The sequence below is a fragment of the Desulfurispirillum alkaliphilum genome, assembly GCF_055378285.1.
Genome location: NZ_AP042405.1, coordinates 1051416 through 1063477, shown reverse-complemented (window position 1 = coordinate 1063477; position 12062 = coordinate 1051416). Strand labels below are relative to the sequence as shown.

Below are 12062 nucleotides of genomic sequence, written 5' to 3'. Positions count from 1 at the left end.
GCGCTCAGTTGGGCTGAGTAAAGCGGAAGCCCTGGGCGTAGAACATGCCGAAACGTCGCTCGCCAAGGGAGAATGCTGGTTGCACTCCGGTAAAGGCGATGCGCTCGGTCTTGATGTCCAGAGCCATGAACCCCTCTTCATCAGCGGCATAGACGCCAATCTTCCTACCCGGGGGAAGGAGAAGGTTCGTGCGCAGCTCAAAGCGCATGACCAGCTTGTTGCCTTCTACGGTAACCCGGAAATTCTCGCCCTGCAGAGGAGCATTGGCGGCCTTGTCATCAAGAAAAATATGGGTGAAATAGCTGTATGGACCAAGCTGGTTGAAAATGCGCTGGCGGATGACCTCTTCTTCGGGCGGATCAATCTGCCCGTTCCCGTTGCGGTCAAAATCCATGAGATAGAGAGCGGTATTCATCTCATCAAAACGCCACTCCACATCAATGCGCTCCAGGTGGCTTCTGTGAATATGCAGGTGATAGGAAGCGTCTATAAACATATGGGGGTGAGCCACAGCCGGTACCGTCGACAGGCAAGCCAGCATCAACACGATAACGGCGACGGGTGAGAATTTCCGGGCCATGTTAACCAAAGCGGCCACCTCCCGTTGACATGGGCTCGGCCAGCAGCAGCAGGATACCGACGCCAATAACCACCAGCGGTCCTGCCAGAGAGAAAAAGCGGGCGATGGGCAATTTTGTGTGTCTGCTGACACTGCGAGTCTTGACCGTTGCCAGAGCCACCAGACAGATAGTCAGACCCATGCCGACACTCATGGCCACCGTGGCGGCTATTCCCACAGCCAGCTGACCCAGCAGCAGGGCGAAGAGCAGCACCGTCATGACGCCGGGGCAGGGCACAATACCCGCCGCCAAAGCCAGGCTGAAAATTCCCCGACGATCGGAGGCCAGAATCGGAACCTCTTCGCCGTGGTGATGCTGACACCCGCAGGAGCGGCCACTGCGCACAAATCGCCACAGCAGCCACACGCCGACCAGTATAATCAGTATGCCCGAAACATTCATCATAAGCGCTTCTGTTTCGGCAAAGCTCTGGCGAAATGTTGCCCGAGCTGCAAAATAGATGGTAAGGGAAACCGCCAACCCCGAGATCGCGTGAATCAGGGCAACCAGAGCACTGGCAAGCAGGGCGGATGAAAGCCGGGCATCCCTGGCCAGAAAGTATCCGGCCACCAGCGTCTTGCCGTGGCCGGGGCCAGCGGCATGCAGAGCGCCATAGAGAAAAGCCACTCCCAGCAACAGGAGAACCGCTTCCAGGCCACCGCTTTCCAGCTGGCGAAACAGGGAGGAAAGCTGGGCGTTAAGCTGGGCCTGCAGCTGCATCAATTCAGACAGAAGGCGCTGGAACATGATTTTCTCCTCAAACGGCTGTGACGGCAGTGGTAAAGCGTCGAAAACCGCGGCTGTTACGGCAGAGAAAATACCCCAGTTCCTCCCTGCTGTCAAAGCGAACCGACGCTACTGGCGGAGAATCTGCAGCCTGGCCATCCTGTAGCGCAACACCCGTTCACTGATGCCCAGCTCCTGGGCCGCGCGGGTCTGCACCCAGTCGTGGCGCTGCAGAGCTTCCTGCAGAATATGGCGCTCAAGGTCAGCCAGTCGCTCATCCAGGGAGGCACTCTGCTTCTGCTGGCTATAGTGGACAATTTCCGGTGGCAGGTCGGCCGGAGTGATCGTCTTCCCCCGCGCCAGGGTCACCGTGCGCTGAAGCAGATGCTCCAGTTCACGCACATTGCCAGGAAAAGGATACTTCACGAGCATATTCAGGGCCTCAGCAGAAAAGCGTACCTGCTCCATACCAAAGCGACGCAGGAAAAAGTCGACAAAGGCGGGTATATCCTCACGCCGGTGGCGCAGCGGGGGAATCTCCAGCTCCAGGACGTTAAGCCGATAGTAAAGATCTTCGCGAAAATCTCCCCTGCGCGACATCTCCAGCAGGTTGCGGTTAGTCGCGGCAATAAGTCGCACATCCACAGCAATCTCCTCCTCACCGCCAACCCTGCTTATACGTTTTTCCTGCAGAACACGCAGCAGCTTGGCCTGCATGGCCAGAGGCAGCTCACCCACCTCATCGAGAAAGAGCGTCCCGCCCCGGGCCTGCTCAAAGCGACCCCGCTTGCGGCTGATGGCTCCGGTGAAGGCCCCCTTCTCATGGCCAAAGAGCTCCGACTCAAAGAGGTTTTCCGGGATAGCGGCGCAGTTAAGGGCCACAAAAGGGCCATCACTGCGATCACTCAGCTGGTGAATGAGATTGGCAAAGAGCTCCTTGCCCGTTCCCGTCTCACCGTGAATCAGCACTGTCCAGGGTGAAGGAGCGATGCGCCGCACCATGGAGAGGAGCTGACGCATTGGGGGTGAATCCCCGGCCACCGTCATGGGAAGCTGACGCTCAGCCAGGTGGCCATTCACCTCCTGGACCTCATCGCTCACCACGATATCCTGGGCCAGCTCCTGCAGCTTGCCCAGCAGCTGGGTCAGATCCACTGGTTTTTCCAGAAAATCCACCGCCCCCAGCTTCATAACCTCAACCGCCATGTCGACGGCACCATAGGCGGTGACCATTATGGCGCGCACCAGGGGATTGATCGCCTTGAGCTCGGCCAGCAACTGGTCGCCATTCATATCGGGCATGCGATGGTCGAGAAGAACCAGGTGCACCGGCAGGCGTTGAAAAATTTCAAGGGCCTGCGCGGCATTGGCCGCCGTCAGAACCTCGAAGCCCTGTTTGAGTAAAAAACCTTCCAGCATCTGGCGCTGCATGGCCTCGTCATCGACAATAAGGATTTTTATGCTCACAGCTGACTCCTTTGCTGACACGTTCCCCCGGCGGGAAGCACCACCGTCACGCGGAAAATACCAGTCTGGGGGCTCTCCAGGAACAGCTGACCGCCATGGGCCTCCACAATGCGCCGGGCAATGGGCAGACCCAGGCCACTGCCCTGGGTCTTGCTGGTCACATAGGGCTCCAGCAGATGATCCATGTGGACAGATGATCCATCGTATCCACTGTTCTCCAATATCATCACCAGATGATGCTCCTGACGGTACAGACCCACCGTCAGTCGACCACCGTGGGGAGCAGCCTCAAGGGCATTTTTCACCAGATTCTCCAGCGCCTGGCAGAGCAGTTCGGGGTCAGCACTCAGACTCCCCGTGAACTGCCAGTCAACCTCAACAGTAATATCCTGTTGCGTAAAGCCATTACGATAAAGGGACAGCACCGAGGAGACCAGCTGCTGCGGATCAATCTGCTGGCACCTGGGCTGTACCGGGTGGGCGTACTCCCTAAGGGCGCTGACAATACGGCTGGTGCGCTCCACGGCAGAACGCATGGAGTACAGCAGCTCCTGCTGCTCCGGCTCCAGTTGCGGCACCTCCATGGAAAGGCGCTGCAGACCCATACTGATGGCATTCAACGGATTTTTGATCTCATGGCTGATGGTGGCAGTGGCGCGCCCGATGGTGGCATCCTCATGCTGCTGGGCCAGCTGACGCTCGGCGGCCTGGACCGTCGCCAGGTGCGCCTGCTGCATGCGTGAGAGGAGCCAGGCAAACAGCAGCCCCACCAGAATCAGCAGAGCACTGAAAACAACGAACTCCCCCCACAGACGCTGCACCCGGTCGTAATAGTGATCGGCATTCTGATTGACCACCAGCCACTTTCCGCCATCCAGGGGCAGGGTAATGACGACCTCGCGGGAACGCGGAAGCATCTGAATACCGGTATCCCGCTGATCCGAGAAACCAGGGGGCGGGCTGTCCATCACTTCAACGCGTTTCATATGGGGCAGAGCTCCCAGTGAACCAAGCATCGCCTCCAGACCGCTTCGCTCCTCCAGGAGATGCAGAGCACTCGCGTCAAACCCCACCTGAATACGATAATCCTCCTGGGGGGAGAGGCGGCTGAGGACAAAAAGCTTCTGCTCCCGCAGGTGAAAAAAGCCCTCATCCTCTCCAATGGTTTCCCCCAGCCAGCCCCGGGGACCCTCCACCAGCTGCTGAGGCCCGGCCGCTGAAGCGATGCGTATTCCGGCCAGCCCCGCCTCCTGGGCAAAAGCCGTAAGCTCATCATCGGTAAAGGGTTCAATGCTGTTGAGGTAGGCGATAAACTCAGCGGTACTGCTGAGGAAAATATGGGCGGTGCTGCTGAGCAGCTGGCCCGTCGTGGTGGCAGTACGGGTATTGAGCAGGAGAACCTCTGCCAGCAGCTGGGCCTGCTCGGCAGTGTGCTCGGAGAAGGTGCGGGTATTGTGGCTGGCCTGCCAGGAGAAGTAGATCAGGGTCAGAAGAATCAGCAGGCCAATAACCAGTATATTGCCGCGACGATAGCGACTGGCGCGGGGAATCGGAGAACTCAGAGGAGAGTGTGGCGGTGCAGCAGTGACCATATCAGGGCCTCCTTCCCCGCTGGGAGCCCAAGCCGGCACCAGCGCCATGCCCCTGCCGGGACTCGCCCAGGCGGGAGCGCACACCGGTACGATCCTCGCGCTGAGGCCCCAAACCCATGCGCGGCGCAATGTGCTGCAGGCGGATGTGCCCCTGGGCATCAAGGGCCTCGCCGCGCAGACGTACCACGGCATCGGGGCGCATCTGCTGGCTCCAGCGCTCTATCTGTTCCTGGCTGAAATGCACAGTGAGCAGCGACTCCCCGGTGACATCAGCCGGAGTATCCAGCTCTATATGCATTTCTCCCTTTTCCGGATCAATCGCGACAACGCGCCCCTGAATCATTTCGGCGCTGACCGAAACAGGGGATAAAAACATGCAGATGAGCAGGGCGTTCAGAAAGACCAGTAGAGAACGCATTGGGTTACCTCCCGACGGTAACTGCTGTGGGGTGGCTGCGAGTCAAGATCATGGTGAAACCACTGCAAGCGCAATTCCACCGGCCCCCGGTACCAGCCTATACCCACCGTTGTGGAAAGCGCGTCTTCACGATACGGCTCAAGCTCGTTACCGTCGACAAAGCGCCTGTTTGCCTTGATTGCGCCAAGACTGACAATCAGGTATTCCGAGAGAAACCAGTGCAGCCCCATGCCGGCTTCACTCCCCGTATATCCTTCTCCGGGAAAGCTTGATGATACCCGAGTAGAGGCCAGATGTACATTGACATCCAGGGAAGCATTCAGATACCACAGGACAGAAGCCTCTGTGGTCTGATACACCTCCTTTGCCCCCGGCGTTGAGAAACTGTTGATGCTGGTGTTACGCCAACCCGATCCACGGCCGGAAATAGCGCTTTCCTCACCAGAGACATCCTGAAAGCGGTCTTCGCCTCGAAAGTGGCTGACTCCCAACCTGACGCGATCAGCAGCCTGCCAGTACAGGGATACTGCGCCCTGAACACCGCGAAAGGAGTCGATCACCTCCTCTTCATCGCGGAAATCCACAATATCCAGCCCCAGACGCCCCAGCAAACCTTCTGCCAGGGGAACTTCCAGGGCAGCGCCTGCGCCCGCCCTGCGCTGGTCGTGGCGACTTTCATAGACACGCGTGCTCAGGTGCCCGCTGAAACTCAGAACCGTGCCACCGTCTTCCGGCAGCACTTCATGGAACAGCTCAAGGGAGGGTTGTACAAATACGGCACTCCATGAATGTTCATTATCCGCATGGTTATACGTCTCATAACCAACCCCTGTCCCCACCGTTGCCGTCACAGCTGATGCTGCGCTGCTGCACGCGATGGCAAGGCTGCAGGAAAAGAACACTGATCGCTTCAGATGGGAATATTTCATAATTCCAGACGACTTCCCGAATCCGTTTCTGCCGCCCCTATCAACTCATAAATCCGGGTCGGCGTGATCCCGACCCGCTCACCAATAACGCGCAGGGTTTCGCTGCCCTGGGCGACAATTCCCTGATGCCTCAGTGCCTGCAGAGCGTGTTCCAGGGCTATGCCATGCTCACGGCATACCTGCTCCAGGCTCATGCGCCCGAGGCCCGAAGGGGCAACGGCAGCAGCGTCATCACGAAGCGCCGGGTTGACGGGAACAGGGGCGGGCAGCGTACGAGGATCGTCCTGAATGGCATTATAAAGCGCCATGGGAGAGATACCCGAAAGGGCGTAGAGCTCTTCAAGACTCTGTTCGCCTGAAGTCACCGACACCCCTGCTTCGCGCAGAACCTCTAGCGCAGCCGTCAGGTCAAACCCCTGGCGACTGGCCAGAACCCTCAGGGGCGACTGCTCCGCGTGCCCGTAGGGTGCCTGGACATCCTGACCATACCAGGCCTCCTTGAGGTGCCCTCCCAGCTCCATAATAGTGCCAAAGGGAGGAAAGAGGCTGATGCTGCCAAAGACCAGCAGCCCGGTCAGTCCAAGGCTGGCCAGCAGTTCCCCTTTGAGGCTGAAAGCCCGCGTAGCACGGTTGCGCAGGTAGAAGAGCAGCACTTTCCAGTTATAGAGAATATGGAAAATCACGGCGACGATGAAGGCAAAAGAGGCAATGGTGTGCATGGCCTCCCAGCCGCCCTTGTCAACACCCAGGAAATGCCACCCCGCCCAGCGGGCAACCCTGCCTTCCGGAATGACATAAAGCAGAAGCCCGCTGATGGTGAGAAGAATTGCGTTCAGAGTAAGAAACAGGGAAACAAATCCGCGCACATGGAATGACCTGGTGGGTGCAACGCTCATGAAAAGCTCCAGTAAAGAAAATGTGTACCCCCACGGGCAAGGGGGGCCGCCATGTCACTCCACCGGCAGAAAAGATCTCTGCGTGTGGTGGAGTGAAAAGCGATGCCGGGAAAAACTCCGCTTAGCGGCGGGGTCCACCACCGCCACTGGACTCGCTGTTGCCACGAGCACGATCGGCATTGCGGGCACCCAGAGCTGCACGCTCACTGCGTCGTTCTTTACGCAGGGCTTCGCGGCCGACAAAATTGTCGCAGTTGCCATCACCGTTCGCATCGACAAAATTTTCGCCGGCGTTGCGGCCAGCGCCGGTACCACGGGTGGGGCGGCTGTCCGCCACACCATCTCCCGTGGTGTCCACCCAGAAGGTGCCAGGGGCTGGACGGGTGTCAGTCTGGGCAGCAGCGGGCGCAATAAAAGTAAAGGCAGCAAAGGCAATAAAGGCGATTGAGGCGGCAGTGCGCAAAGGGTTCATGTGCTTTTTCATGGTAAGCTCCTTGAAAAGTGTTTCCTCCATCTGGAGGGGTAAAGTTGCCAGCTCCCGTATGCTGGCTCGGGAAACACTTTCCATGTGAGCAACTGGCGTGCCAACACGACAAAACATTAATAGAAAATGCTTTACAATTCAGCAGAGGCAGGAAAAGGCGACAGATCCTGTCACGGCTCGACATTTTTGTCGAGAGGGAAGGGGATTCAGCGGGCTCTTCAGGGGACTATTGTTGAAAAAGCCCACCGGTGGCGCTGCACCCGGGGACTCTTCACCGCTTGTTGCGATGCCTCAAAACAAGCAGGCAATCGAAAAAACTCAGGTGCAAGGCGCTCGCGAAGCGAGGAGCGAGGCGTACTTCCTGTACGTCGCAATGACGAGCAACGCCGCAGATGAGGGTTTTTCAATTGCCTGCATAACGCGATGGACCCGCAGGGTTGACGCCACGAGGGCGGCAACCGCAAACCAAAAGCCACGGAGGGCGGTTGTTTGCGGTCCCCACTTCCAGGCAAGCGCACGGCTGAAAAGGACAGCACTGGGGGCCGCTTCCCAGCCACTTTTTGCGGGTAAAAAGTGGCAAAAGAAACTCGTATATATGGTGAGGATAATGTCAAGCGACGCCGACAACCTGCCGCTTCGGGGGGGGGGGGGGGGGGGGGGGGGGGGGGGGGGGGTGCGAAACTTCAGATATCCGTTTTATTTCTTTAGTCCCTTGGCGCCAATATCGCGGCGGAAGTAGGCGCCTTCCCAGTGAATACAGTCGGTGGCGGCGTAGGCGCGATCGATGGCCTGCTGCAGGGTCTTGCCCTTGGCGGTCACTCCCAGCACGCGCCCTCCGCTGTTGACGATCTGGCCATCTTTTTCGGCGGTTCCCGCGTGGAAGACCATCACGTCTTCCACGGCGGCGGCACGATCAAGCCCGCTGATGGGAAAACCCCTGGTGTACTCGGCGGGATAGCCGCCACTGGCCATGACCACGCAGATGGTGGGGTCGTCATGCCACTCAATGGTGGTCTCGTGCAGGCGGCCCTCCACGCAGGCCAGCATGATTTCCACAATATCGCTTTTCAGGCGCATGAGCACCGGCTGGGCTTCGGGGTCACCAAAGCGCACGTTGAACTCCAGCACCTGGATCCTGCCCTGGTCAATCATCAAGCCACCGTAGAGGATGCCTTTGAAGGGGCGACCTTCGCGGGCCATGCCGTCAATCATGGGCTGCATGACCGTCCGCATGGCTTCCTGCTGCAGTTCGGGGGTCAGGATGGGGGCAGGGGAGTAGGCGCCCATGCCACCGGTATTGGGGCCGCGATCTCCTTCGTAGACCTGTTTGTGGTCCTGGGCAGGCACCATGGCCACAGCGGTTTTGCCATCACAGAAAGCCAGCAGGCTGGCCTCTTCGCCAGCCAGGAAATCCTCAATGACCACTTCGTCGCCACTGGTTCCGAACACCTTGTCTTCCATGATATGGGCGATGGCCTCCAGGGCCTCTTCAACGGTAAAGGCCACAGTAACGCCTTTGCCCGCCGCCAGGCCACTGGCCTTGACCACGATGGGAGCACCCTTTTCCTGAACATAGGCACGGGCGCTAGCAGCATCGGTGAAGGTGCGGTGCTGCGCGGTGGGAACGCCATACTTGTCCATGATCATCTTGCAGTAGGCTTTGGAGCCCTCCAGCTCGGCAGCACCCTGGGATGGACCGAAGGCCTTCAGGCCACAGGACTCAAAAAAGTCCACGATACCCAGAGTCAGGGGCAGTTCCGGGCCCACCACGGTAAGATCGATATGTGTATCCCTGGCGAAGCTTGCCAGACTGTGCAGATCGTCCACGGCAATATCCACGCACTGGGCGATGGTCGCAATACCAGGGTTTCCGGGCGCGCAGTAGATATTTTCCACACGGGGTGATTGGCTGATTTTCCAGACGAGGGCATGCTCACGCCCCCCGCCACCGACGACGAGGATATTCATACAGGCTTCCTTTATGATTTTTTACTGAGCAGGAGTTTCTTGAGGCGTTCGCCACTCTGCAGAACGTGATTGTACACCAGATCCTCCACCAGCTTGGCATCTTTGGCCCCAAAGGCATCAATTATGCTCTGATGGTCAAGGACAGCGGCGTCAACCTTGTCAGTCATGGTCATGGCCAGGTTGCGGAAGCGGTCGAACTGCCGTGAAAGGCTGTAGAGAATGCGAATAAGCCGCTCGTTCTGACACTTGTTGATGAAAATGGCGTGAAAACTGTTGTTAATAAAAGAGTAATCGCGACTGACCACCTGCCCCTGCAGCTTTTCCAGCTCCGTGTTCTTGCGGGACATCACCGCGATATCCTCTGGGGTGATGTAGGGAGCGCTGAGATAGGCGGCCAGGCCCTCAAGCTTGGCGGCAATCAGGTAGAGATCGTCGACGTCCTTGGGGGTAATCTCGGTGACAATGGCTCCCTTGCGGGGAATGATTTTGATAAAACCCTCGCCTTCCAGTTGACGGAAAGCTTCGCGGATAGGTGTTCGGCTGATGCCGAAGCGCTCCGAGAGCTTGGGCTCCACCAGGCGTTCACCCGGCTTGAGCGTGCACAATATAATATCTTCACGAATGCTGTCAGCTATAGTATCCTTGAGCGACTTTCCGTATTCCATGGGTGCCCCCTGCCAAGAGAGTTATTCTTGCATAATCTAGCATGATTGGCATACTGTATACAATCGCTAAGATTCCCGGGCAGCCCTTCGACGGAAAACTTTTTTCACCCACGCCGGGGAAGATTCCGGCAATATCTGCTCCTTTTCCAACTCCATTCGAGGTTTTCTTCATGCGCAACGATATCTATGTTTCGCCTTTTTCCCAACGCTATGCTTCCAAGGAAATGTCCTACCTCTTCAGCAATGATTTCAAATTCTCCACCTGGCGAAAACTGTGGGTAACCCTGGCACGCTGCCAGCGGGAACTGGGCCTGGATATCACCCAGGAGCAGATCGACCAGATGGAAGCCCATATTCACGATATCGACTATGAGCAGGCCGCCGCATTTGAAAAGAAACTGCGCCACGACGTCATGGCCCATGTGCACACCTTTGGTGAGCAGGTGCCCGAAGCCATGCCCATCATCCATCTGGGAGCCACCAGCGCCTACGTGGGAGACAACACCGATCTGATCCAGATGCGTGAAGCCCTGGAGCTGGTGCGCGCCAAGCTGGTCAATCTCATGCAGAACCTGGCCGACTTCGCCCTGAAACATAAAGATCTGCCCACCCTGGGATACACCCACTTCCAGCCAGCCCAGCTGACAACCGTCGGCAAGCGGGCGGCCCTGTGGCTGCAGGATCTGCTGCTGGACTTCCATGAAATCGAGCATCGCATCGACCAGCTGCACTTCCGCGGCGTCAAGGGAACCACCGGTACCCAGGCGTCATTCATGGAACTCTTCAACGGCGACCACGCAAAAATCCGTCAACTCGACCAGATGGTCAGCCAGGCCATGGGCTTTGATAAGGTCCTCACCATCACCGGTCAGACCTACAGCCGCAAACAGGACGCCCTGGTACTGGGAAGCCTGGCGCAGCTGTCCAGCACCGCCCACAAGATGGCCACCGACCTGCGCCTGCTGGCCAACCTCAAGGAAGTGGAAGAGCCCTTCGAAAAAGACCAGATCGGCTCATCGGCCATGGCCTACAAACGCAATCCCATGCGCAGCGAGCGAGTCTGCGCCCTGGCACGCTTCGTCATGAGCAACGTGATGAATCCCCTGCAGACCCAGTCTGTCCAGTGGTTCGAGCGCACCCTGGACGACTCGGCCAACAAACGTCTGGCAACACCCGAAGCCTTCCTGGCCACAGACTCCCTGCTGGATATCCTCATAAACATCACATCGGGCATGGTGGTCTACCCCAGGATGATCCACAAGCACCTCATGGCCGAACTGCCCTTTATTGCCACCGAAAACATCATGATGGCCGCCGTCAAAAAGGGCGGCAACCGCCAGGAAATTCACGAAATCATCCGCCAGCACTCCATCGCTGCCGGCAATCAAGTCAAGATGGAGGGCGGGGAAAATGACCTGCTGCAGCGCCTGGCCGACGACACGCGCTTTGACCTGAACCTGCAGGAGCTGCAGCAGACCCTGGAGCCTTCCCGCTATGTGGGCCGCGCGCCCCAGCAGACCGAAGAATTCATACGCGACGAAATCCAGCCCATCCTCAAACACTATGCCCACGTCCTCGGGGTATCAGTGGAACTGAAAGTATAGGAGAATGCAATGAGCCCAATGGCACGAATCAAGCGCGGCATCTGCAGCGTGGCGCTGCTCTGCCTGTTCAGCGTACCCGCTCTGGCCGACTGGCTGGACATCAACATCAACGACGAAACCCTGTTCCTGGAATACAGTTACATGCCGTTCTATGAAAGCAACCTGCACATGAGCTTCGGATACCTGTACTACTCCGAAAGCGATGGAGATGACGTGCACGCCGGCATGATCGGCATGTTCATCGCCGAGCGCCTGGCGGAAAACACCAGCGTCGCCATCGGCGGCAAGGCCTATGCCATCGACGCCCTGGGAGAAAAAGCCGTCTCCATCGCCCTGGGCGGCGCCGTGCGCCAGAACTTCCCCTTCGCGCCCCTGGCAGGCGTGGAGGCCTATGGGTACATGGCCCCCAAGGTAACCTCCTTTGGCAAAGCGGAACGCATGTTTGAAACTGGCGCGCGGGTCTTCTACGAAGTGCTGGTCAACGCTGATGTGTACCTGGGCTATCGCAACCTGCAGGTCAAGTACGACGGTGGCTCCATGGAGGAGGCGGAAGACGGGTTTCATATCGGCCTGAGAATGCGCTTCTGAGCAAGGCCGCAAAACGCCCCCCCATGCTGCCCTTTTCTGCAATCCTCTTGCCTGGAACTGGGGACGGCAAACAACCATCCATCGTGGCTATTTGTTTACGGTTGC

At 58.2% G+C, this 12062-nt stretch carries 12 protein-coding genes; 2 read left to right on the top strand and 10 right to left on the bottom strand.

Annotated elements, in window-relative coordinates; all coding sequences use genetic code 11:
• Positions 1-4 precede the first annotated feature (4 nt).
• The 10 genes from ACZ46I_RS04890 to ACZ46I_RS04845 form a co-directional block, all read right to left on the bottom strand.
• Positions 5-580 (bottom strand): DUF1007 family protein, encoded by a 576-nt coding sequence (locus ACZ46I_RS04890; protein WP_041726128.1) that lies wholly within the window; start codon positions 578-580, stop codon positions 5-7.
• A gap of 1 nt (position 581) precedes the next feature.
• Positions 582-1367, bottom strand: a complete 786-nt coding sequence (locus ACZ46I_RS04885) for a nickel/cobalt transporter (RefSeq protein WP_013507032.1) — start codon at positions 1365-1367, stop codon at positions 582-584.
• Between the two features lie 108 nt (positions 1368-1475).
• Positions 1476-2807, bottom strand: coding sequence for a sigma-54-dependent transcriptional regulator (locus ACZ46I_RS04880; protein WP_464281839.1), 1332 nt, complete (start codon positions 2805-2807; stop codon positions 1476-1478).
• A 2-nt stretch (positions 2808-2809) separates the two neighbouring features.
• Positions 2810-4405: a sensor histidine kinase gene (locus ACZ46I_RS04875; protein ID WP_464281626.1), complete on the bottom strand. Its 1596-nt coding sequence runs from the start codon at positions 4403-4405 to the stop codon at positions 2810-2812.
• A gap of 1 nt (position 4406) precedes the next feature.
• Positions 4407-4823 carry a hypothetical protein gene (locus tag ACZ46I_RS04870; protein WP_464281625.1) on the bottom strand — a complete coding sequence of 139 codons (417 nt, stop codon included), beginning with the start codon at positions 4821-4823 and terminating at the stop codon, positions 4407-4409.
• The gene (locus ACZ46I_RS04865) at positions 4799-5752 is read right to left on the bottom strand and encodes a hypothetical protein (RefSeq protein WP_464281624.1); all 954 of its coding nucleotides are present in this window, start codon (positions 5750-5752) and stop codon (positions 4799-4801) included. The genes ACZ46I_RS04870 and ACZ46I_RS04865 overlap by 25 nt, the downstream gene beginning before the upstream one ends.
• Entirely contained in the window at positions 5749-6648 is a 900-nt protein-coding gene (locus ACZ46I_RS04860) for a DUF4405 domain-containing protein (protein WP_464281623.1), read from the bottom strand. Before ACZ46I_RS04860 ends, ACZ46I_RS04865 begins: the two co-directional genes overlap by 4 nt.
• Positions 6649-6769: 121 nt before the next feature.
• Positions 6770-7132 carry a hypothetical protein gene (locus tag ACZ46I_RS04855; RefSeq protein ID WP_464281622.1) on the bottom strand — a complete coding sequence of 121 codons (363 nt, stop codon included), beginning with the start codon at positions 7130-7132 and terminating at the stop codon, positions 6770-6772.
• A gap of 696 nt (positions 7133-7828) precedes the next feature.
• Entirely contained in the window at positions 7829-9100 is a 1272-nt protein-coding gene (gene purD / locus ACZ46I_RS04850) for a phosphoribosylamine--glycine ligase (protein WP_226508145.1), read from the bottom strand.
• Positions 9101-9111: 11 nt separating this feature from the next.
• Positions 9112-9765: a GntR family transcriptional regulator gene (locus tag ACZ46I_RS04845; RefSeq protein ID WP_013507040.1), complete on the bottom strand. Its 654-nt coding sequence runs from the start codon at positions 9763-9765 to the stop codon at positions 9112-9114.
• A gap of 170 nt (positions 9766-9935) precedes the next feature.
• On the opposite strand from ACZ46I_RS04845, the gene purB reads away from it, so the two are divergent.
• Positions 9936-11369 (top strand): adenylosuccinate lyase, encoded by a 1434-nt coding sequence (purB, locus tag ACZ46I_RS04840; protein ID WP_464281621.1) that lies wholly within the window; start codon positions 9936-9938, stop codon positions 11367-11369.
• A 9-nt stretch (positions 11370-11378) separates the two neighbouring features.
• Positions 11379-11957: a YfaZ family outer membrane protein gene (locus ACZ46I_RS04835; RefSeq protein WP_013507042.1), complete on the top strand. Its 579-nt coding sequence runs from the start codon at positions 11379-11381 to the stop codon at positions 11955-11957.
• The last annotated feature ends 105 nt before the right edge of the window (positions 11958-12062 follow it).

Excerpts from the sequence above, each read along its gene's own strand:
- ACZ46I_RS04890 (WP_041726128.1), bottom strand. The coding sequence starts at position 580 with ATGGCCCGGAAATTCTCACCCGTCGCCGTTATCGTGTTGATGCTGGCT.
- ACZ46I_RS04885 (WP_013507032.1), bottom strand. The coding sequence starts at position 1,367 with ATGTTCCAGCGCCTTCTGTCTGAATTGATGCAGCTGCAGGCCCAGCTT.
- ACZ46I_RS04875 (WP_464281626.1), bottom strand. The coding sequence starts at position 4,405 with ATGGTCACTGCTGCACCGCCACACTCTCCTCTGAGTTCTCCGATTCCC.
- ACZ46I_RS04870 (WP_464281625.1), bottom strand. The coding sequence starts at position 4,823 with ATGCGTTCTCTACTGGTCTTTCTGAACGCCCTGCTCATCTGCATGTTT.
- ACZ46I_RS04865 (WP_464281624.1), bottom strand. The coding sequence starts at position 5,752 with ATGAAATATTCCCATCTGAAGCGATCAGTGTTCTTTTCCTGCAGCCTT.
- ACZ46I_RS04860 (WP_464281623.1), bottom strand. The coding sequence starts at position 6,648 with ATGAGCGTTGCACCCACCAGGTCATTCCATGTGCGCGGATTTGTTTCC.
- ACZ46I_RS04855 (WP_464281622.1), bottom strand. The coding sequence starts at position 7,132 with ATGAAAAAGCACATGAACCCTTTGCGCACTGCCGCCTCAATCGCCTTT.
- purD (WP_226508145.1), bottom strand. The coding sequence starts at position 9,100 with ATGAATATCCTCGTCGTCGGTGGCGGGGGGCGTGAGCATGCCCTCGTC.
- ACZ46I_RS04845 (WP_013507040.1), bottom strand. The coding sequence starts at position 9,765 with ATGGAATACGGAAAGTCGCTCAAGGATACTATAGCTGACAGCATTCGT.
- purB (WP_464281621.1), top strand. The coding sequence starts at position 9,936 with ATGCGCAACGATATCTATGTTTCGCCTTTTTCCCAACGCTATGCTTCC.
- ACZ46I_RS04835 (WP_013507042.1), top strand. The coding sequence starts at position 11,379 with ATGAGCCCAATGGCACGAATCAAGCGCGGCATCTGCAGCGTGGCGCTG.